A 21,192-nucleotide genomic window follows, 5' to 3' on the forward strand; every position below is an offset into this window, starting at 1 on the left:
GCATTCACCCAGCATCACAGGCCACCGGCCGGAAATCCTTTCCGCCGGTGGCTCTTGTGTATCCAGTGTCGGCAGATAAGGCTAGTGTCGTGAAAGAAAAACAGGTCAAGTACCGTCGCAGCCAGGGCATCGATGAGCTACGCGAACATTTCGCCCGGCTCGAGGACGAATTCGAAACTCCAGAGGAGTTCAGCGAAGAACTGCTGCGCGCCGCCCGCCAAGCCATCGCGCAACTGGAATCACCGGCGCACGACGACACCGATCTGCCCTTCTTCACCATCGACCCGGCAGAGTCCACGGACCTGGATCAGGCGATGTATTTGGAACGCACCAATGACGGCTACCGGGTGCACTATGCCATAGCCGACGTCCCGAACTTTGTGCGGCTGGGCACCGTTCTCGACTCAAGCACCCGCCGACGCGGGCAAACCTACTATCTGCCGCACCGCAAAATCAGCCTGCATCCGGAAGTCATCTCCGAGGACCGCGGTTCGCTGCTACCGGATCAGACTCGCCCGGCCTTGCTCTTCAGCATTGAGCTCGACGAACAGGGCGCAATGGGCCCCTGCACCCTGCGGCACACCCTGATCCGCTCACGCGAAAAACTGGATTACGAAGGTGCCCAGGCCGAACTCGATAGCGGGCAGGGGCGCGAACAACTACGCCTACTGGCCGAAATTGGCCAGAAACGTCGTGTGCAGGAACGTGAACGTGGCGGAGCCTCGCTGAACTTGCCCGACCAAGAGGTCGTCAAGCACAACGGCTCCTACCGGCTCACTGCCCGCCGAACGCTGCCCTTGGAGGAGGCCAACGCCCAGATTTCGCTTTTGACCGGCATGGCGGCCGCGCGGATGATGCTCGAGGCCGGCGTCGGTATCCTACGCACCATGCCAGCCCCGGAAGACTCCGCGATCGAGGAGTTCCGCACGCAAACCGAGCTGTTGGGGCACCGTTGGGACGGATCCCAAAGCTACGGTCAGTACCTGCACACCCTCGATATCGCCGACCCGCGACAATTGGTGATTATGCACCGCGCCGCGGCCCTTTTCCGTGGGGCCGATTACCAGGTGGTCAATGGCCAGGACCCGGAGGATGTGATTCAGGCGGCCCTGGCCGCGCCCTATGCCCATGTCACCGCCCCACTGCGCCGCCTCGTGGACCGTTTCGGGCTCCTCACCTGTTTGTTCATCAGTCAAGGGCAGCAGCTTCCCGCGGAACTGTCGGAGGCGCTAAACCAAGTGCCGGATCTCATGCGTGCCTCGAACGCCGCCAACGGCCAGATTTCTCGGGCCGCGGTGGAACTCGTCGAGGCCTATGTGCTCAGGGATCGGGTTGGGCAGAGCTTCGAAGCGATTGTGCTGACCCTGCCCGAGTCCGCCGACGACTCCCAGGCACGCGAAGGGAGCATCCAGTTGGTCGACGAGCCGGTCACCGCACGCTTTCGCGGACACAGTGCCCCCGGCTCACTCATTACGGTACGTCTGCAGTTGGTCGACGTCGGCAAACGCCGGGTACTCTTCGAGGAAATCGCCGGTCCGGAGGAGTGAAAATATCCTCCGTTGCCACCTAAGGGCTATGCTTGGGCTATTGAACTATAGGATGCCCGGTCGCACCGCGCTAAGAAATTGAACGAGGACCCGGTGGCTTCCCAGCGGCCACCCGTGCCCCGCCAGCCGCCCTTCAGGGCGCAGGCCAGGACACGAGAATCAGCGATCGGCTCCGCTGGCAACGCGCCAGCCGTCGGCCCAAGGGCCACGCAGCCAGGCGCCTTCAAAGAAATGAGACTCACGAACCGTGACAGAGATTACCACCGAGACGACCGCCCCGGCGGCTCCCATCGAAGAAAAAACCTTCGCCGACTACAAGGTCCGTGAAGACATCGTCGGCTCGCTGCTTGAAGCCGGCATCGAACACCCTTTCCCGATCCAGGCGCTGACCCTTCCGGTTGCCCTGGGCGGCAATGACATTATCGGCCAGGCCAAGACCGGTACCGGCAAAACCTTGGGTTTCGGCATTCCGGCCCTGCAGCGCGTGATCCGCGAAGAAGACCCCGGCTACGCCGATCTGGAATTCCCCGGTGCCCCGCAGGCACTGATCGTCGCCCCGACCCGTGAGCTGGCCCTGCAGGTTGGTGCAGACTTGGCCAAGGCCTCCAAGCACTCGAATATCCGCATCACCACCATCTACGGTGGACGTCCGTACGAAGAGCAGATCTCCGCACTGACCGCCGGCACCGACGTGGTCGTCGGTACGCCGGGGCGCCTGATCGACCTGAACCGCCAGCGCGTGCTGAACCTCAAGCAGGTGCGCACCGTGGTCTTGGATGAGGCCGATGAGATGCTCGATTTGGGCTTTTTGCCCGATGTGGAACGCATCCTCGCAGCACTGCCTCCGGTACGCCAGGCGATGCTTTTCTCCGCCACCATGCCCGGCCCGGTCATCACCATGGCCCGTCGCTACATGTCCCGCCCCACCCATATTCGGGCCCAGGATCCGGACGACGACTCGATCACCAAGCGCAACATCCGCCAGCTGGTCTACCGCGCCCACAACCTGGACAAGGACGAGATGGTGGCCCGTCTGCTGCAGGCCGAGGGCCGTGGCCGTACCATCATCTTCACCCAGACCAAGCGCTCGGCCGCGAAGCTCACCGACGAATTGATCGACCGTGGCTTCAATGCCGGGGCACTGCACGGGGATTTGGGTCAGGGAGCCCGCGAGCAGTCCCTGAAGGCCTTCCGCTCGGGCAAGGTTGAAATCTTGGTGGCCACCGATGTGGCGGCCCGTGGCATCGATGTGGACGACGTCACCCACGTGGTGAACCTGCAGTGCCCGGATGACGAGAAGACCTACCTGCACCGTGTCGGCCGTACCGGCCGTGCGGGCAACGACGGCACCGCCGTGACCTTCGTCGACTGGGATGACGTGCCGCGCTGGTCGCTGATTAACAAGGCTCTGGGTCTGAACGTGCCCGAACCGGTGGAGACCTACTCCTCCTCCCCGCACTTCTTCGCCGACCTGTCGATCCCCAAGGGTACGAAGGGACGCCTGCCGCGTGCCGCCAAGGCCCGGAGCGAAGAGTCCGCGGCACCGCGTAACGAACGCTCCTCGCGCCGCCGCAACTCAACCCCGCGCAACCGCACCCGCACCCGCACCGTCGAGGGCGAGCAGACCGGTAACGAAGAGTCCGGAGCCCGCCACGGCCACTCCAAGGGCAAGCACGACCGTCCGGCCCGCGAGGCCGAACGGCACCGTGAGACCTCCCCCGCGCAGGAAGAGGGTCAGCCGGCCAAGCGCCGGCCGCGTCGCCGTACGCGCCGCACCACGCGTACTCAGGAGGACTAAGCACCCCATGCTCGATGCACAAACGAGCGACCCTCGGTCGACCCCCGCGGGGCCGGCCGAGGGCAACACCGTCATGCACGGGGAAAATCTTCCGGTCCTCGAGTCGCTGCCGGATGAAGCTTTTCAGCTGATCTACGTTGATCCGCCGTTTAACACAGGTCGTACTCAGCGTCGTACCGAACGCACGATGATCCGCTCGGATGAGGGCACGCACACCGGTTTTCAGGGACGCTCCTATGACACGGTGCTCGGCGAGAACCGATGGTACACGGACAGTTTCGACGACTACCTCCAGTTCATCGCCCCACGGTTGATGCATGCGCATCGGCTCTTGAACGAAACCGGAACCCTCTACGTACATCTGGACTACCGCGAGGTGCACTACGTGAAGGTGTTGCTCGATGACATCTTCGGCCGCAAGTGCTTCCTGAACGAAATCATCTGGGCGTATGACTACGGTGGACGGGCGAAAAGCCGCTGGCCCTCCAAACACGACACCATCCTGGTGTATGTGAAGGACCCGAAAAAATACCACTTCGACTCGGCCGAGGTCGATCGCGAGCCGTATATGGCTCCGGGCCTGGTGACACCGGAGAAACGAGCCAAGGGCAAGCTCCCCACCGATGTATGGTGGCACACTATTGTCTCGCCCACGGGCAAGGAGAAAACCGGCTATCCCACTCAAAAACCCGAGGGGATCCTGCGCCGAATCATCTCGGCCTCCTCACGCCCCGGGGACTGGATCTTGGATTTCTTTGCAGGTTCTGGCACCACCGGGGCCGTCGCGGCGGCCATGGATCGCAAGTTCTACCTGATCGACCAGAACGATCAGGCCATCGAGGTAATGCGCGGACGGTTGCCGGACGGTACCGACTTCGCCACCGTCGAAGCCTAGAGCAGCGCCGGGCTTCCGGTGGCCGTGGCCACAATACGTTCGAGCATTTCCGGCTCGGTGAGATTCTCACCGAGCCGGTTGAGCTTTCCGGTCCCGTGATAGTCCGAAGACCCGGTGACGATCAGGTCGTGCTCGGCAGCCAGCGCGCGCAGGAACACCTTGCCTTCGGCCGAGTTATCGCGGTGGTCAATTTCGAGACCGTGTAACCCTGCCTCGATCATGTCGTGGAAGGTCGATTCGGGTACCACTCGTCCGCGGGAGGAAGCCATGGGGTGAGCGAACACGGAGACTCCCCCGGCCTCACGCACCAGTCGTACCGCATCGCGCGGGTCGATCGAGGGGTGCGAAACATAGTATTTGGAGCGCGTCGAAAGCACATGCGCGAAGGCCTCGTTGCGGTCCTCGACCACCCCGGCACTGACCAGGGCGTCGGCGATATGCGGGCGCCCCACCGTGGCACCGGGCTGGCAATGCTCATTGACCAGATCCCAGTTAATTGGGAAGTCCTCGGCCAGAAGGTCGACGATTCGGCGAGCGCGCACTACACGCGAGCCGCGGGACTCCGCCAACTCGTCGAGCAAGGGCTGGTACTCGGGGTCCTGGAGATAGCACAACAGGTGCACGCTGATGCCGGTGGTGTCCTGGCAGGTGATTTCCATGCCCGGCACGAATCCAATACCGCATTCGGCAGCCACCTGGCGGGCCTCATCCCATCCGGTGGTCTGATCGTGATCGGTCAGTGCCACCACATCCAACCCCGCAGCCTGTGCCGCGCGGATCAGGTCACCGGGGGTTTCGGTCCCGTCGGAAACGTTGGAGTGCGCGTGCAGGTCTATTCGCATAGTTCCTAGGGTATCCCGCGCGCTGACACTTTGCCCCTATCCACTCGGCAGTGACAGTATGGTGCCATGACTAACGAACCAAGCACCGTTTCGGGGAACGACCAGCCCCTAGAAGACCGGGTGAACAACCGCTCGCAACGACCCACTTCGCGAGCTTTCCAGGAATTCATGGGCTCGCACTGGGCCACCGATACCTCCGAGCTGCCGGCCGCCGATCCGGCCGCACCATACGCCGCCGCACGCCGCGCCGCGCTGTCGGCGAAGTTCCCGGGCGAACGCCTGGTCATCCCGGCCGGTCCGTTGAAGGTCCGTTCAAATGACACCGATTACCGATTCCGTCCGCATTCGGCATTCGCCCACCTAACCGGGCTGGGCGTCGACCACGAACCGGACGCGGTACTGATCCTCGAACCGACCGACGAGGGCGCCGGCGATCAGGGCTCAAACCACGCCGCCACCTTGTACTTCGCTCCGATGGCCGGGCGTGACTCCTCGGAGTTCTACCTGAACTCGCGTTCCGGTGAATTCTGGATCGGCCCACGCCCGACCCTCAGCAGCCTCTCGGCCCGCACCGGGCTACCCACCGAGGGACTGGAGCAGCTGGAACTGGCCATCACGAAGAACGCCGGGCCGCAGGCCCTGGGCGGCATCCGCATTCGCCTGCTCCGCGAGGTCGACCTGAACGTGGAAGCGTTGGTGGACACCTCGCGCATCAACACCGGTCAGGATCTTGAGGCCAGCGACGCGCTGGATGGCGAGCTCGCAGAATCCCTCTCCGAGTTGCGCGTCATCAAGGACGAATACGAGATCGCCGAGCTACGCAAGTCGGTCAACGCCACCATCAACGGCTTCGAAGATGTGGTGCGCAACCTCGACAAGGCCATCGCCCACGAGCGCGGTGAGCGCATTGTGGAGGGGACCTTCTTCGCCCGGGCCCGCGCCGAGGGTAACGAGCTGGGCTACGACACCATCGCGGCCAGCGGCAATAACGCAACGATCCTGCACTGGATCCGCAATAACGGCACCGTGAACGAAGGCGAGGTGCTGTTGCTCGACGCCGGCGTCGAAGCTGACTCGCTGTACACCGCCGATATCACCCGTTCGCTTCCGGTCAGCGGTCGTTACACCGAGGTGCAGCGCAAGGTCTACCAGGCGGTGCTTGACGCTGCCGACGCCACCTTCGCCGCGGTGAAGCCGGGTCTGAAATTCCGTGACCTGCACACCATCGCCACCACGGTTCTGGCCGAGCGTCTGAACGACTGGGGTCTGTTGCCAGTGTCCCTGGAGGAAGCGCTCTCCCCCGAGGGCCAGCATCACCGTCGGTGGATGCCGCATGGCACCAGCCACCACCTGGGCCTGGATGTCCACGACTGCGCGCAGGCTCGCGCCGAGCTGTACCTCGACGCCGAACTGCAAGAGGGCATGGTCTTCACCATCGAGCCCGGCCTGTACTTCAAGAAGGAGGATCTGGCGATCCCCGAGGAGTACCGCGGCATTGGTGTGCGCATCGAGGATGACATCCTGGTAACCGCCGACGGCGCGGTCAACCTTTCCGCAGCGTTGCCGCGCACCCCGGACGAGGTAGAGGCATGGATGGCTAAGCTCCGCGGCTAATCCCCACGCCCCACACATACATCAGGCTCCGAACCCTTGAGGGTTCGGAGCCTGATGTATGTAGATCTCTGCGCGAGGTCTAGACGCTCTCATCCTTGCGTTCGGACTGCGACTGCTCGGCGTCGTCCTCCGGGGCGGATACCGGGGGCTTTGCGGTCACCCGTGGCTCTTCGTCGGCCTCCGGTGAGGGTGCCTGCTGAGCCGGGGACGGCGCGGCCGGTGTCTGTGGCTGCTCCGGCGCCGGGGCGGGGCTGTTCGTCGGTGCCTTCGGCTCGGACACGCGCACGCCATAGCGCGGGCGTCCATCGGGCAGGTCCGGGAACTGGCCACTGGCCTCACGCGGCGCCTCGGCCGCCGGCGTACCCTGTGCCGGTGCGGCGGGCTGCGCTGGAGCCTGTGCCGGAGGCTGCTGCTGGAATGGGGCCTGCGGAGGGGCCGGTGCCTGCGCCTGCGGCTGGACCGGCGCTTGTTGTCCGCGCATCGGTAGCTGAGCGGCCAGCGTACGGGCGGCCTGTGCATGTTCGAAGTCGACGACCACATCGAAGCTCGTCGCCACGAACTGGCTCGAGGAGGCAAAGTCGCGCTTTCCGCGGCGGGTCGAGTAGCTGACCACTCCGGCGATCATCCAGATCGCCATACCCAAACCGATGGCGGAGAGCACCTGGTAGAGACCGTTGCCGGCCCCCGAGAACAAGGAGAGCAGCAAGCCGACGAACAGGCCCATCATGGCGCCCTGTGCCGCGCCAGCCAAGGCAACCTTCGGGTACGAGAGCTTCGCGGTGACCCGCTCGACCGTGCGCACATCGTTGCCCACAATCGTCACGGCCGCCACCGGAAAGTCGTTATCCGCGAGGTAGTCCACCAGCTTCTGGGCATCCAAATAGCTGGTGTAACGCCCCAGCAGCTCGCCGCGTGGCAGGCCGTTGGGACTGATCGTGTTCATTCCTTGTGGAGAGGTCATATCACTATTGTGCACGTAATTGCTGTGTGTCTGCCCAGCATATGAAAGCTCGATCGCTTAGGACGTAATGCGATACCCGCACCGGGGCACGGCCCGCGCTAGGGTAGGAAGGGTGAGTGCGCAAGTATCTAAAGTCTTTGTCGCGAGGTTGCTCGGCCTAGACGTATTCGACCCGCTGGGTGACCGTCTGGGCCGCCTGCGCGATGTGGTCGTGGTCTCTCGCGGCCCCAACCGTGCCCCTGCCTGTGTCGGCGTCGTGGTCGAGGTCCCCGGCAAGCGCCGCGTCTTCGTGCCCATGACACGTATCCAGTCCATGGAGTCCAATCAGGTCATCTGCTCGGGCCTGATGAATATGCGCCGTTTTCAGCAACGCGGTCAGGAAATGCTGGTCGTGGGCGAGATCTTCGACCGCAAGGTCTATTTCGTCGACGGTTCCGGCCGGGGCGTCGTCGAGGACATCGGCTTGATCCAGAACCGCCGCGGGGACTGGGAAATCCACGAGTACTTCGTCCAACGTATCGAATCGGGCGGCTCGCTGTTGGGGCTGCGTTCCCGGAAACGCAATTCGGTCTTGGTCACCTGGGATGAGGTGCGCCACGGAGCGGAAAGCGAACCTCAGGCGGCGGATAACTTCGTGGCCACTCACGATGAGATGAAACCGGCTGACTTCGCCGACGCGCTCCACGAGATGAGTGGCAAGCGCCGTCTGGAAATCGCCGCCCATCTGCAAGATGACCGCCTCGCCGACGTGCTGCAGGAGCTGCCCGACCGCGAACAGGTCGAAATCCTCTCCGCGCTCGGGCTCGAACGCGCCGCGGACGTGTTGGAGGAAATGGACCCGGACGACGCGGCCGACCTGCTCGCCGAAGTCGAGGAAGACACCAAGCACCAGTTGCTTGAGCTGATGAACGACGAGGAAGCCGAAGACGTGCGTCGTCTTCTCGCTTACCCGGAGGGTACCGCCGGTTCGGTGATGACCCCGGTTCCGGTCATCCTGACCCCGGAGTCCACCGTCGCCGAGGCCCTGGCCGCGGTTCGCCAGGAGGAACTAAGCCCCGCGCTGGCCTCGACCGTGTACGTGGTGCGTCCGCCCTTGGAGACTCCCACGGGACGGTATGTGGGCCAAGTTCACATTCAGGCACTCTTGCGGACCGCTCCCCCGGAACCGGTCGGCGATATCCTAGACAAGGAGCTTGAGCCGGTCTCCGATCTGGCCGATATTTCCGAAGTCGTCCGCCACCTCGCCACCTACAACCTGACCTCGGTCGGGGTGGTGAACAAAGAGGGTCGGCTCGTTGGAGCGATTACCGTCGACGACGTGCTCGACCATCTACTGCCCGACGACTGGCGCTCACAGGACTAGGCAAGAAACCCGATAGCCACCGGGCACCCCGCACCGTACATTTCACGCAGCAAAGGAGTTCTGCTAATGGCCGAACCACGCAAGACTGGCGGACTTGATACTCCCCTCGCTGCACGAAGTCGCTTCTGGCCTAAGTTCAACCCGGACCCCGACCGTTTTGGCTCGGCGACGGAGAAGTTCGCCCGCTTCATGGGCACCCCGGCGTTCCTCTTCTACATGACGATTTTCTGTCTCGTCTGGCTAGGGTGGAACACCTGGGCGCCAGCCGAATGGCGTTTCGACTCCGCCGCACTGGGATTCACCGCGCTGACCCTGATGCTCTCGCTTCAGGCCTCCTACGCGGCTCCACTGTTGCTGCTGGCGCAGAACCGACAAGACGACCGTGACCGTGTCTCGCTCACCGAGGACCGTGCTCGGGCCGAACGAAACCTCTACGACACGGAGTACCTCACGCGCGAGCTTGCCAGCCTACGCCTGGCAATGCGCGACGTCGCCACCCGTGACTACGTGCGTTCCGAACTGCGCAATGTCCTCGAAGAGCTGCTCGAAACCACCGACGGCGAAGAGCTGCACCTGCGCGCCAAGCGGAAGTCAAAGTCCAACCCCACGACCGGCCTGATTGAACAGGTCGACCCCTCCAAGAACCCGAACCGCAAAAACCCGAAGAGCCAAAAGTAGTGCCACAAGACAACGAACTGCTCCAGGCGCTCTCTGCCGTCACCGACCCGGAGCTGCGCCGCCCGATCACCGAACTGAAGATGGTTGAGTCGGTGAGCTGCGACCACGGGGTAGCCCGCGCACGCATCTTGCTCACCATTGAGGCCTGCCCTATGCGCTCCCGTATTGAGCAGGATGTGGCCGAGGCCTTGTGCACCGTGCCCGGGGTCGAACGCGCCGAAGTAGAACTCGGGGTCATGTCACCCGAGCAGCGCGCGGAGTTGCGCAGTTCGCTAGCCTCGCGGCGCACCCCATTCTCCGATCCTTCCTCGCTCACGCGCGTTATCGCCGTGGCCAGCGGCAAGGGCGGCGTCGGCAAGTCATCGGTCACCGCGAACCTGGCCACGGCCATGGCCAGCGCGGGCCTGAAGGTCGGGCTGATCGACGCGGACGTGCATGGGTTCTCCATTCCTTCGCTGATGGGTATTTCGCAGAATCCCACCCGTGTCGATGACATGATTCTTCCCCCGGTAGCCCACGGGGTGAAAGTCATCTCCATTGGCATGTTCCTCGAGGACAATGCGCCGGTCATCTGGCGTGGCCCGATGCTGCATCGCGCCCTGGAACAGTTCCTGTCCGACGTGTACTTCGGCGACCTCGATGTGTTGCTTCTGGACCTCCCACCGGGCACCGGCGACATGGCCATCTCGGTGGCGCAGCTATTGCCCAATAGCGAACTCTTGGTCATCACCACGCCACAGTCCACCGCGACCCAGGTCGCCGAACGCGCTGGCACCATCGCCCTGCAAACCAAGCAGAAGGTGATTGGCGTGGTGGAAAACATGAGCTATCTGCTGTTGCCCGACGGCACCCCAATGGAGGTCTTTGGCTCCGGCGGCGGTCAAGCCCTCAGCGACTCGCTGACGGACCAGCTGGGCTATCCGGTACCGCTGATGGCCACCCTGCCCTTGGAGCAATCACTGCGTGAAGGGTCGGACCAAGGTGTACCCGTCGTCCTGCAGAACCCGGATAGTCCGGTCGCCCAGGAGCTTGTAGCTCTGGCGGCTTCACTGTCCCAGCGTCCACGCGGTCTTGTCGGCAAGTCCCTACCCATAAGCTTCTAGCCGCACACGTTCCGTGGGCGTACGGAACCAAATTTGTTAGGTACCCCGGGCAGTCGTGAATCGAATTTCGACGGCTGCTCCCGGCTGAACCGCCGAGCATACGTCGCGCGGGGCTGCTGCCCGACGTCGGATCACGGCGAACTGGACAAAAGATCTGGATCCCGTGAACCTTCTGCGCGATCTCATTACCAGGCACGCGCATGCTGCTCGCCATCGATCCCATGTCGTTTACCGTCTGGATCTGCGATGGCCACAGTGCAACGCATCGGCGCTCCGGCGCTTCCTGAGCCTAACTTTGAAGGCTAGACCAACCAACCGGAGTCGTGCCGTCAAGCAATTCACAGGGCGTCGTCTGCTCGGCAACCACTTGTGCCAAAGTCCTCATGTCGCCGATCAGGTCCGAATGGGTAGATCGTCGACCGGCATCCATCATGTCTTGATCAACGAGCTGCGCCAGATTGTAGGTTCAGCGGCGCGTACTCCTATTTAGCAAGGCAATATCCGGTCGTCGTCCCCGAACCAGAGTAATACCAGTAGCCGGGCAAACAGTGGAGCCCATACACGTGAGGATCTAGGCCCAGGCCGATTCTGACAGCTTGCGTCGATCGGTGTATCGTCCTCCAGCCAGTGATTGGCCCCCATGAACCAAGCTCGAGCCACATGAACCGATTCGTTCCCGTCACGTATTCAGGCATCGAATGATGCAAAGCGCGGCCTCATGACGGCATCCAGCTCCGGTAGTCATTCACCGGACTCGGGCCCTGACCGGGCCTCCGGTCCGGCCGGAACGGCGCCGTGCCGGAGAGCGGTCGCCGGCTATTCTCCGTCAAATGCTCGATTGGCTATGGTGCAAGGCGTGAAACAGGAGATTTGCCCTGATTCCATACTGATGCAGAGCAAATCCCCTAACGCAATTTCAACCTAGCGGGGAGCTTGAGTTCGCCGAAGCTCTTTGGACTTCGCGATGCTGTCCGCGACGGCACCCCAGGCGCATCCAACCACTGCGATGCCGGCAACGACGATCCACCACACCGGCTGTTCCGGAACCGCTGTCAGGTAAAGCACCACTGCCACCAGCACCAAAAGTATGAGCATGACAGGAACACCGTTCAAGTTCTTATTCTTCATCATTCTCCTCTAGGCTTTCGGCTAGCTGAAGCAAGTGCCCCAGATAGAATCCACGCCGAGTAATTTCGCCGTAGCGCTACCGACGGCAATTCGGGTAGCTGCCTATATTCCGGCGCTTCTCGTTGAGGCGTTTCAGGCGCGCACCGGTACTTACATCGTATGTTTCAGGCTACCGAATCGTTTAACGACTCGATGTGTCGTGGATGTCGCGTGGGCACTCCCTGCAATCTCTGCAACGACAGTGGCAAGACAAACGGTCCGCCCCGCTATCGGGGTTTGAGATGGATCGTGTTACGCCGCAATCGTTGCTCCGGATCTATATGCTTCGGCAGTCTCACCCAGGGCACCCCGTCCTTGACGACGATCTCGAACAGCCCGGCGTGCTTATCCATGTGGTGCCCCTTGCTCAACGTGGCAGCGTTAGCCACGTTGGTCGGGCCGCCGTTCTCCCACGGATCCACATGATCCACCTCGCATAGTTCGGCGGGGACCGTGCATCCGGGCACGATGCAGCCTCGATCACGGGCGAGGATTGCGCGTTTCATCGCAGGCGGGAAGTACCGTTGCGAACGCCCCACATCAAGTACTTCGCTCTCCCCACCAAGGACCATCGGGATGATGTTCGCTTCGCACAGCATCCGTCGCAGGGTGCCTGGGTCGATTGCGAGACCGTGGGCGGTAATGCCACCAACCCTCGGCACCGCCCCGGCACCGGCGGTTTCGGCTTGGGCGAGATCCAATGCGTGCCGGTCGGCAAGACGAAGCATTTCACTGAAGGGGATGTGCACGATCACGGTGGGTCGGAACAGGCCTTGAGGTTTCTGAATACCACCACCCGTGGCGATGGTGCCCTCGGCACTACCTGTGCCGCCCGCAGATCCGTTGCTATCGGTATAGGTGTCGCAGTCACTGTCGCGCTCAACGTCAACCTCAGCTACGGGTCCGGACTCGGGAACGGTGGCGGGGATCGGTCCCAAACCGTTCGAGGTGCTCTGGGCACGTAACAGGTTCAGCAGCCCGGCCAACCGGCGTTGCGCCATCGTGGGCTCTGGCAATCCCAGATCATCGGCCCGAGCGGTCTCCGCTTCCTCATCGGTCAGGAAGTCCGGATGCTCTCCCGACCCACCACCAGTGGTTTGATAGGCGTGGGCTGAGCTACTTTTCGCGCCCTGCACCGCCGCGGCATGCGCGTCGGTACGTAGATGATCGATCTGACCCAGCGCCGACTCCAGATACTCGCTATCCTCGCCATCGGCTTTGAACACGTAGGTGGTGACCCCGTTCTTCGTACCCCGCCGGAACAGGCCTGTACTTGCGTGCGGGTCACTGACGGTGCGGGCTGCGGTGGTGTGGGTGAAGAACTTCTTAAGTTGATCATCGCGGGTACGTGGGTCGGGTTCTTCCAGAAGCCGGGCGGTGTGTTCTTCCAACGCGACCGGGTCATCAGCAGCACCATCAAGGTCGGTGGTGCTACCGGTGGTCGCGGCGAAGGGCGAGTCGAGGACACCGGCCCCGGTGGTCGAATCGGAGTGCGTGATTTTCTCTAGGCGCCGGGCCGCAGTGAGAACGGCGTGCGGGTCGGTACCTGAGGCGAATTGTTCGGCGAGTTGGCCGAAGAGCGGGACACCGGGAACCTCGGTCGTGGTGGTAGGTAACGCGATGAGTCGGTGGGCATCCTGAATCCTAGCTTGGGCAGTGAAATAGTCCAGATGGAGCCAGTTGCTGAGAAAGCTGGTGGTGTCTCGGTAGGTGGGGCGGCCCGGAGTCAAGGTGCACGGCCCGGTCAGAATCGAGGTGCCCGGGCATCCATCCGGGGCTTCCTGTGCGTGTTGGTTGTCCAGGACGTCCGATGCTTTCGCCGGTACAGCCTGCGTACCCGGTCCGTCCCGGCCGTCCACGTCGTCCGGCTCATCGAGCGCGTTCAGGTTCTCGAAGACCGTCAGGTCCAGATCCGGGTCGGCCAGCGCGTCCAACACCAGGCTAGGCAGCGCGTGGGCTGCGGTGGCTTCGGCCCGGTGTGCGGCGTGCAATTGGTTGCGTAGCAGTTGCCGGGAGATTTGCTCGGTGTAGCGGGCGGCCAGGGCCGCGATCCGCGGATCGTTATCCTGCGCCAGCAACGCGGGTAGTTCGCTCAGGTAGGTGGTGATCAGAGTCAGGGCATGCAGATGCGCCGCCGCGGTGCGACGGTTCCCTGTAGTGCTCCGGTCGTTGAGTGCCCGAGTGAGGTCGGTGATCTGCATGAGCCCAGTCTCTCCCCGACCGGGGTGAGAGTTCTACGCAGGGCGCACGTGATGTGGATAAACGTGATCTGAGATGGCGCGGGTCCACCGGCACGGACGATGAGGGCACGTCGCGCGCGGCGAAAAAGCGGCGCAGTGCAGGTCCATCGCGCCGATACCGACGGCCTAGAACACGGAAAATGGCATGTCGGAGATGGTCACACCGACGATTCGAACCAAGGTCAGCTCCGAGGTGGTTACTAGGTCGCCTCGGTATCGAAGGGCGCCGGTTCCCCGGCTGCCAGAAGCGCGCGCTCATCAACCGCGATCGCGCTCTTACGCTGCGGTGTTTCGGGGCGCGAGGCAATTGGCTCCTGCTTGGCGGCTGCTACGGCATCGTCGAAATCGTCGAGCAACGCATCTTTGATGATCCGGCGCGGGTCATATTGCCGCGGATCGAGCTTACGCCAGTCCAGGTCGGCCACTTCGTCGCCGACCTCTTCACGAAGCTGCTCCTTGGCCCCGTTGGCCATCCGGCGCAACTCCTTGACCAAGTTGGCGAGCTTTTTGGCATAGTCCGGTAGCTTCTCAGGCCCCAAAACCACCACAGCGAGGATGGCGAGTACCAGAAACTCGCCACCGTTAATCCCAAGAAACTCCACGTCCTACAGATTACCCTCTCGCCGCGTCCTCATGCCATGCGGCAGGCTAGGCCGACGGCCGCAACTTGCGCGAGATGCGCGGCAGCGAGACCGTCAATGGTGCCCGGTTGGCCGGGTTTCGGTGGGCCAAGGCGTCGCGCAACATGGCACGGCCGCGGTGAATGCGTGAGCGGACCGTGCCCAGCTTCACGTTCAGGATCTGTGAGACTTCCTCGTAGGAAAAGCCTTCGAGGTCCGAAAGCACCACGGCGGCACGGAAGTCGGGCGAGAGGGAACGCAACGCTTCTTGCACGTCGACGTCGAGATTGTTGAACTCGAAACCCCGCTCGGGTGTGACTTGGTTGCTGGGCAGGCGGTCTTCGGCGCCCTCGGCGAACCGGTCGAAACGGATCTTGGACTTGCGCCGTGCCTGATCAAGGAAGAGGTTAGTGGTAATTCGGTGCAACCATCCGGCCATCGTCCCGGGCACGTACTTATCGAGCGCGTTGAAGGCCCGAACGAAGGCTTCCTGTGAGAGATCCTCCGCGTCTTGGCGGTTACCGGTGAGCCGGTACGCCAAACGAAACACCTGATCGCCGTGGTCGTGGACCATTTCATCCCACGTAGGGATCGACGAATTCGACACCATAGGGTGCGAGGCGGTTGCGGTCGAGAAAGTATTCACATTAACGATTGTGGGTGGTAAAGCTGAGCTGAGGCTAAGAATGAACTGCGTGGCTCCCCGCAGTTCAAGCCCGGCGCGGTGGACTCGGATAGGTAACATGGTGCTAGTCGCAACTTCCCCATTTCCAAGGACCACGTACCTATGCCCTCGATGAATCCCGAGCTGCTGGCAAGCTGGAGCTACAGCCAAAATCAGGCCCCCGAGGATGAAACCATCCTTCGGGCCCGCCAGCGCGCCCAGGACCTCGGAGTCAGCTGCATCGATCCCGGCGGCCGCGCCATGCTCGAGTTGTTGTGCGCCCTGCGCGAGCCGCAGAACGTGGTGGATATTGGTGCCGGCGTCGGCGTCGCGGCCATCAGTATTTTGAGGTCTTTGGGCGAACTGGGCACGCTGACGGCGATTGAGCCGGACCGTGAACGGGCCACTGCGCTCCGCGAAGGTCTGCGCGACGCCGGTTTGCTGGCCGCTCGCGCCCGAGTGATCACCGAGCGCGCCGAGAATGTGCTGGGGCGTCTGGCCGATCACGCCTACGATCTCGTGCTGCTCGACACCGGTTCGGCGGAGTTGCTGGATCTGGTCGTCGAAGCCAAACGTCTGATCGGGCCACGCGGCGTGATCGTCATCAATAACGCCTACGACGAGCACCGGGTTGCCAAACCAGCGGTTCGCCGCGAATCGACGGTGGCTATGCGCGATGCCATGCGTTTGCTACGCGAGGACCCGAAACTTCGCGCCCACCTATTCCCCAGCGAACAGGGACTCTTCGTCGCCAGCGCCTTCGCACGCTAAGCAGGCATGCCAAAGGGCCAGCCGCACGGCCGGCCCTTTATTCGCGCAAGGCGTTATTCGGTAACGCCCATCAAGCAGTTACGCAGCTCAGCTGCCTCGGCGTCGTTGAGCTCGACTACCAAGCGCCCACCGCCATCAATGGGAAGGCGCAGAATCAAGCTACGACCTTCCTTGGTTACCTCCATCGGTCCGTCACCGGTGCGTGGCTTCATCGCAGCCATGTAAGCTGTTCCCTTCGTCCGTGGCTAACACGCGCAACATGTGTTTGCTTTGCGCACAACCGAATGCCTTGCCCATTGATCACGACGATTTCATTCCAGATCAACGGGTACTTATGTTTATTATCGCTAATTTTCGCTCGTGTCGCTAATCACACGCCGTGCCTTAAGGTCACGAATTTCGTTTTCCAGCCGGGTAATTTCCGCCGAAAGCACGTCCAGGGTGTCATCAACCTGATCGCAGCGGTAGCCACGTAACCCCAGCGAGAAACGCACCGCGTCGACATCGGCCGCCCGCGGATGTTCGGGAAGTAGCACCGGTGGCAGCGAAGGTTCGGGCTCGACGAGTCCGACGATTGGCTCCTGGACGGCCGCGAACCGACGCCCCTTACCTGCCGCGCTGGAACGTTGCATCGAGACGAGGAAGAACAACGCACCGATGAGTACGACGGCCAGAGCTACCAGAAGGAAAGGCATGCGTTACTCCCAGGTCGCGCCGTCGTCGGTTCCGTCGCGGCGCATGGTGCGCAGCACGAGATCCACGGCCTCATCCGGGTCGTCGGTGAGCTGGAACAGTTCCAGATCCGCGGCGGAGATGGCGCGTTCCTCGGCCACGGTGTTACGCAACCAGTCCACCAGGCCACCCCAGTAGTCGGTGCCCAGCAGAACGATCGGGAAGCTGGTGATCTTCTGCGTCTGCACCAGGGTCATGGCCTCAAAGAGCTCGTCCAGGGTGCCGTAGCCGCCGGGCAGCACGATGAAGCCCTGCGAGTACTTGACGAACATGGTTTTACGCACGAAGAAGTAGCGGAAGTCAATGCTCTTGTTGACCCAGGGGTTTTGCCCGGTTTCAAAGGGCAATTCGATACCGAGCCCGACGGAGGTGCCCTCCGCGTTGGAGGCTCCACGGTTCGCCGCCTCCATGGCCCCGGGGCCACCACCGGTGATGGTGATCAATCCGGCCTCGGCCAACCGTTGTCCGACGCGTTGCGCCCACGCGTAATACTTGCTCTCCGGGCTGGTGCGGGCCGAACCGAAGACGGCCACCGCAGGTCCAAGGCCGGCTAGGGTGCCGAAGCCGGAAACGAACTCGCTTTGGATCCGCAGTACCCGCCAGACGTCGTTGTGGGTAACGTCGCCCTGCGGACCTTTCAGCAGGTAGTGGTCGAGCTGCTCGGTGGGCTTTTTCCCCGAGGGCTCCGAAGGCGCGGACTGCCGCTGTGCGCCGGAGGCGTTCTCTTCGCTCTGCTGCTGATGAACCATGTCTTCACTGTATCCCGTGGGCCTTTTCAATCCACGCATTGGGCGGAACACGAACAGGCAAATATTCGATAACAGTTGCAGTTCACTTGCGAAGATCTCGCGTAAGCTTCGTCACATCGGCTATCGTCATACTCATGAAAAGCGAACAAGAGGCATCGGCGTCGCATGCTGGCCCAATTGTCGAGCTGTCTGGGGTCAACAAGCACTATGGCGACCTACACGTATTGCAGAACATCAATCTCGAGGTCTCCAAGGGTGAAGTAGTTGTCATCCTCGGCCCCTCGGGATCGGGAAAGTCTACGCTCTGTCGCACCATCAATCGTCTGGAAACGATCGATGAGGGCAGCATTGCGATCGACGGCAAGAAGTTACCCGAGGAAGGCAAGGCCCTAGCCAATCTGCGGGCCGACGTTGGCATGGTCTTCCAGTCCTTTAACCTCTTCGCACATAAGACGATCCTGGAGAACGTCACCCTGGGCCCGATCAAGGTCAAGGGGATGAAGAAGTCCGAGGCCGACAAATTGGCCATGTCGTTGCTGGAGCGCGTGGGGGTGGCCAACCAGTCCCACAAGCTACCGGCCCAGCTCTCCGGTGGTCAGCAACAGCGTGTGGCTATTGCCCGCGCCCTGGCCATGAAGCCCAAGGTGATGCTCTTCGACGAGCCCACCAGTGCGCTGGATCCGGAAATGATCAACGAGGTGCTGGACACCATGGTGGGGCTGGCCCACGAGGGAATGACGATGCTAGTGGTGACCCACGAGATGGGCTTCGCGCGCAAGGCCGCCGACCGCGTGATCTTCATGGCCGACGGTCAGATCGTCGAGCAGTCCAGTCCCGAAGACTTCTTCACCAACCCGCAGAGCGATCGTGCCAAGGACTTCCTCGGCAAGCTCATCACCCACTAATCACCCACGACACACCTTCAAGAACTAGGAGTTCACATGCGTAAACAACGTTTGGGCGCAATCGCGGCGGCAGCCGCTGCCGCCACCTTGGCCCTGACCTCGTGCGGTAGCAGCGGCGGGGGCGGCGGTGGCGAAGGCGACACCGTGCGCATCGGTATCAAGTACGACCAGCCGGGTCTGGGCTTCAAGGAAGGCAACAGCTACACCGGCTTCGACGTCGACGTGGCCAAGTACGTGGCCAAGGAGCTGGGCTACGACGAGAACAAGATCGAATGGGTCTCGGCTCCTTCGGCGAACCGTGAAACCCTGCTCGAGACCAAGCAGGTCGACATGATCTTCGCGACCTACACCATCAACGACAAGCGCAAGCAGCGTGTCGGCTTCGCCGGACCGTACTTCGTCGCCGGTCAGGATCTGCTGGTGCGTGCCGATGATTCCTCGATCACCGGCAAGGACTCGCTCGACGGTAAGAAGCTGTGCTCGGTCACCGGTTCCACCTCGGCCGAGAACGTGCGCAAGGACGTACCAGGCGTGGAGCTGGTGGAGCAGAGCGGCTACGCCGAATGCCTTGGCCTGCTCGAGGGTGGCAATATCGATGCCATCACCACCGATGACATCATCTTGGCCGGTCTAGCCGCCACCGACGCCAACAAGGGCAAGTTCAAGGTTGTCGGCAACCCGTTCAGCGAGGAGCCGTACGGCGTCGGACTGAACAAGGAAAGCGACAAGTGCGAGGCCATCAACACCGCCATCCAGAAGATGATCGACGATGGCGCCTGGAAGGAAGCGCTGGATAAGAACACCGAGGGCACCGGCTACGAGCCGAATGCCAAGCTGAACCCGCCCACGAACTTTGAGGCCTGCAGCTAGCAGCTCACCCGTGGATTGATCACGAGGCGCCACGCGCCAGCATGAGCTGCGTGTGGCGCCTCGCGCGTCAACGACTATTTCCGTCAACCAAGGAGAAAATGCCGTGGAAGGCTATTTAAGTCTTTGGGATGAGTATGGCTCCCGCATTATGGAGTCGTTCTGGGCCAACCTCCAGCTCACGTTCTGGGCCGCCTTGGCCTCGCTGGTGCTGGGCACCATCTTGGCGATTATGCGCATCAGCCCCATTCCGAGCCTGCGGGCCTTTGGTGCCGCCTATGTGAACATCATCCGCAATACCCCGCTGACGATCATCCTCACCTTCGGAGTCTTGGTACTCTTCGGCGTTTTTCAACTGAAGCTCACCAACGATTTCGATCTGAACTTCTTCCAAATCGCCATCATCGGCTTGAGCATCTACCACGCGGCGTTCTTCTGCGAGGCCATCCGCTCGGGCGTGAATACCGTCCCGCTTGGGCAGGCCGAGGCGGCCCGCGCCATTGGGCTCAGCTTCCTGCCGGCTGCCTGGCTGGTGATTTTGCCACAGGCCTTCCGTGGAGCGATCGCCCCGATGGGCAACGTGCTCATCGCCCTGATTAAGAATACGACGGTGGCCATTGCCGGTTCCGTCGCCGAAATTTCTGGCCTGATGAAAACCATGCTGGAGTACCGCGCGGATGTCGGTGTACTGATCTTCCTCACCGTGGCCCTGATGTTCGTCATCGTCGTGCTACCCATCGGCGCGCTGGTGACGTGGCTGTCTAAGCGATTGGCGGTGGCACGATGAGTAGCACCTCGCAGTCCGTACTCTTCGACGCGCCAGGGCCGAAGGCCAAACGTCGGATCCTGATCTTCAATATCCTCGGGATCCTGCTGGCAGTGGCCCTGATCGTCTACCTGTTGCTGGCGCTGAACGCAAAGGACCAGCTCAACCCGGTCCGTTGGCTGGTCTTCACCGAGGGCTCGGTGTGGAGCAACTATCTGCTGCCCGGGTTGATCAACACCCTTAAGGCCGCGGCGATCTCCATCGTGACCTCGCTGCTGTTTGGTTTCATCTTCGGCATGGGCCGACTGGCCCACAACAAGGTGATCAACGCGATCAGCTCGGTAGTCGTGGAATTCTTCCGCGCGGTGCCGGTGCTGTTGATGATGCTGTTCCTCTGGATCATGCTCGCCCGTAGCGGTCTGGTCCCGCCGGCCGACTCTCCCTTTATCGCGGTGGTCATTGGTCTGACGTTGTATAACGGTTCGATCGTGGCCGAGCTGATCCGTTCGGGTGTGCACGGTCTGCCCAAGGGGCAGCGCGAGGCGGGTATCGCCATTGGGCTTACCCGCGGCCAAAGCCTGCGCCTGATTGAGGTGCCCCAGGCACTGACCGCGATGTTGCCGGCGTTGATTAGCCAGTTCATCGTGATCTTGAAGGACTCGGCACTGGGTTACATCATCAACTTCAACGAGTTGCTGTTCAACGGCAAGCTGGTCGGTACCGGTAATTCGAATACTCTCCAGGCTCTGGTCGTCGTCGCGCTGGTCTTTATCATCTTGAACTTCGGTCTTTCCAAGCTGGCCGAGCTGGTCTCCAGCCGGCTCAGCAGCCGTGTCGGCATTGCCGCCCCGGTCAAGGAAGAGGTCGAAGCCGAGGTCTAAGCACCAAAGCCCGCCACGCAAAAGATCCC

21 protein-coding genes are annotated in these 21,192 nt (G+C 62.3%); 12 read left to right on the forward strand and 9 right to left on the reverse strand.

Annotation, left to right across the window (positions count from 1 at the left end; translation table 11 throughout):
• Positions 1–89 precede the first annotated feature (89 nt).
• The 3 genes from ACYU0X_RS11375 to ACYU0X_RS11385 all read left to right on the forward strand — a co-directional run bounded on the left by ACYU0X_RS11375 (position 90) and on the right by ACYU0X_RS11385 (position 4,240).
• Positions 90–1,547 (forward strand): RNB domain-containing ribonuclease, encoded by a 1,458-nt coding sequence (locus tag ACYU0X_RS11375; protein ID WP_461900777.1) that lies wholly within the window; start codon positions 90–92, stop codon positions 1,545–1,547.
• A gap of 247 nt (positions 1,548–1,794) precedes the next feature.
• The gene (locus ACYU0X_RS11380; RefSeq protein WP_461900778.1) at positions 1,795–3,345 is read left to right on the forward strand and encodes a DEAD/DEAH box helicase; all 1,551 of its coding nucleotides are present in this window, start codon (positions 1,795–1,797) and stop codon (positions 3,343–3,345) included.
• Between the two features lie 7 nt (positions 3,346–3,352).
• On the forward strand, positions 3,353–4,240 hold the full coding sequence (locus ACYU0X_RS11385) for a DNA-methyltransferase (RefSeq protein WP_461900779.1): 888 nt from the start codon (positions 3,353–3,355) through the stop codon (positions 4,238–4,240).
• Here the strand turns inward: ACYU0X_RS11385 and ACYU0X_RS11390 are convergent.
• A complete protein-coding gene (locus ACYU0X_RS11390; protein ID WP_461900781.1) occupies positions 4,237–5,082 on the reverse strand; it encodes a PHP domain-containing protein in 846 nt (281 codons plus the stop codon). The two genes, ACYU0X_RS11385 and ACYU0X_RS11390, sit on opposite strands and share 4 nt — an antisense overlap.
• Before the next feature lie 66 nt (positions 5,083–5,148).
• On the opposite strand from ACYU0X_RS11390, the gene ACYU0X_RS11395 reads away from it, so the two are divergent.
• Entirely contained in the window at positions 5,149–6,696 is a 1,548-nt protein-coding gene (locus tag ACYU0X_RS11395; RefSeq protein ID WP_418907012.1) for an aminopeptidase P family protein, read from the forward strand.
• Positions 6,697–6,775: 79 nt separating this feature from the next.
• On the opposite strand, the gene ACYU0X_RS11400 is transcribed toward ACYU0X_RS11395, so the two are convergent.
• Entirely contained in the window at positions 6,776–7,657 is an 882-nt protein-coding gene (locus ACYU0X_RS11400) for a YflT domain-containing protein (RefSeq protein WP_461900783.1), read from the reverse strand.
• A 112-nt stretch (positions 7,658–7,769) separates the two neighbouring features.
• Here ACYU0X_RS11400 and ACYU0X_RS11405 point away from each other — a divergent pair, with 112 nt between their 5' ends.
• From ACYU0X_RS11405 to ACYU0X_RS11415, 3 genes are all read left to right on the forward strand, one after another.
• Positions 7,770–9,020, forward strand: coding sequence for a magnesium transporter MgtE N-terminal domain-containing protein (locus ACYU0X_RS11405; RefSeq protein WP_309406418.1), 1,251 nt, complete (start codon positions 7,770–7,772; stop codon positions 9,018–9,020).
• 66 nt (positions 9,021–9,086) lie between these two features.
• Entirely contained in the window at positions 9,087–9,698 is a 612-nt protein-coding gene (locus ACYU0X_RS11410; RefSeq protein WP_309406417.1) for a DUF1003 domain-containing protein, read from the forward strand.
• Positions 9,698–10,801 (forward strand): Mrp/NBP35 family ATP-binding protein, encoded by a 1,104-nt coding sequence (locus tag ACYU0X_RS11415; RefSeq protein ID WP_418907014.1) that lies wholly within the window; start codon positions 9,698–9,700, stop codon positions 10,799–10,801. The genes ACYU0X_RS11410 and ACYU0X_RS11415 overlap by 1 nt, the downstream gene beginning before the upstream one ends.
• Before the next feature lie 921 nt (positions 10,802–11,722).
• Here the strand turns inward: ACYU0X_RS11415 and ACYU0X_RS11420 are convergent.
• The 4 genes from ACYU0X_RS11420 to sigE all read right to left on the reverse strand — a co-directional run bounded on the left by ACYU0X_RS11420 (position 11,723) and on the right by sigE (position 15,474).
• On the reverse strand, positions 11,723–11,929 hold the full coding sequence (locus ACYU0X_RS11420; protein ID WP_461900786.1) for a hypothetical protein: 207 nt from the start codon (positions 11,927–11,929) through the stop codon (positions 11,723–11,725).
• A gap of 266 nt (positions 11,930–12,195) precedes the next feature.
• Entirely contained in the window at positions 12,196–14,169 is a 1,974-nt protein-coding gene (locus ACYU0X_RS11425) for an HNH endonuclease signature motif containing protein (protein ID WP_418907016.1), read from the reverse strand.
• Between the two features lie 239 nt (positions 14,170–14,408).
• Positions 14,409–14,810 (reverse strand): sec-independent translocase, encoded by a 402-nt coding sequence (locus ACYU0X_RS11430; RefSeq protein WP_309406410.1) that lies wholly within the window; start codon positions 14,808–14,810, stop codon positions 14,409–14,411.
• A gap of 46 nt (positions 14,811–14,856) precedes the next feature.
• Positions 14,857–15,474 carry an RNA polymerase sigma factor SigE gene (sigE, locus tag ACYU0X_RS11435; protein WP_309406408.1) on the reverse strand — a complete coding sequence of 206 codons (618 nt, stop codon included), beginning with the start codon at positions 15,472–15,474 and terminating at the stop codon, positions 14,857–14,859.
• Positions 15,475–15,615: 141 nt separating this feature from the next.
• Between sigE and ACYU0X_RS11440 the strand changes: the two genes are divergently transcribed.
• The gene (locus ACYU0X_RS11440) at positions 15,616–16,263 is read left to right on the forward strand and encodes an O-methyltransferase (RefSeq protein ID WP_309406406.1); all 648 of its coding nucleotides are present in this window, start codon (positions 15,616–15,618) and stop codon (positions 16,261–16,263) included.
• Between the two features lie 53 nt (positions 16,264–16,316).
• Here ACYU0X_RS11440 and ACYU0X_RS11445 read toward each other — a convergent pair whose 3' ends face one another.
• From ACYU0X_RS11445 to ACYU0X_RS11455, 3 genes are all read right to left on the reverse strand, one after another.
• A complete protein-coding gene (locus ACYU0X_RS11445; RefSeq protein WP_309406405.1) occupies positions 16,317–16,484 on the reverse strand; it encodes a DUF3117 domain-containing protein in 168 nt (55 codons plus the stop codon).
• A 126-nt stretch (positions 16,485–16,610) separates the two neighbouring features.
• On the reverse strand, positions 16,611–16,958 hold the full coding sequence (locus ACYU0X_RS11450) for a DivIVA domain-containing protein (RefSeq protein WP_418907017.1): 348 nt from the start codon (positions 16,956–16,958) through the stop codon (positions 16,611–16,613).
• A gap of 3 nt (positions 16,959–16,961) precedes the next feature.
• Positions 16,962–17,744 (reverse strand): LOG family protein, encoded by a 783-nt coding sequence (locus ACYU0X_RS11455; RefSeq protein ID WP_418907018.1) that lies wholly within the window; start codon positions 17,742–17,744, stop codon positions 16,962–16,964.
• A gap of 134 nt (positions 17,745–17,878) precedes the next feature.
• Here ACYU0X_RS11455 and ACYU0X_RS11460 point away from each other — a divergent pair, with 134 nt between their 5' ends.
• The 4 genes from ACYU0X_RS11460 (at position 17,879) to ACYU0X_RS11475 (ending at position 21,163) form a co-directional block, all read left to right on the forward strand.
• Positions 17,879–18,649 carry an amino acid ABC transporter ATP-binding protein gene (locus ACYU0X_RS11460; protein ID WP_418907019.1) on the forward strand — a complete coding sequence of 257 codons (771 nt, stop codon included), beginning with the start codon at positions 17,879–17,881 and terminating at the stop codon, positions 18,647–18,649.
• A 36-nt stretch (positions 18,650–18,685) separates the two neighbouring features.
• Positions 18,686–19,519: a glutamate ABC transporter substrate-binding protein gene (locus ACYU0X_RS11465; protein ID WP_418907020.1), complete on the forward strand. Its 834-nt coding sequence runs from the start codon at positions 18,686–18,688 to the stop codon at positions 19,517–19,519.
• Between the two features lie 103 nt (positions 19,520–19,622).
• Positions 19,623–20,303, forward strand: a complete 681-nt coding sequence (locus ACYU0X_RS11470) for an amino acid ABC transporter permease (RefSeq protein ID WP_309406397.1) — start codon at positions 19,623–19,625, stop codon at positions 20,301–20,303.
• Complete coding sequence (locus ACYU0X_RS11475; RefSeq protein ID WP_418907021.1) at positions 20,300–21,163, forward strand: amino acid ABC transporter permease; 864 nt, start codon at positions 20,300–20,302, stop codon at positions 21,161–21,163. The genes ACYU0X_RS11470 and ACYU0X_RS11475 overlap by 4 nt, the downstream gene beginning before the upstream one ends.
• Positions 21,164–21,192 lie beyond the last annotated feature (29 nt).

Source organism: Glutamicibacter sp. X7 (genome assembly GCF_054889245.1).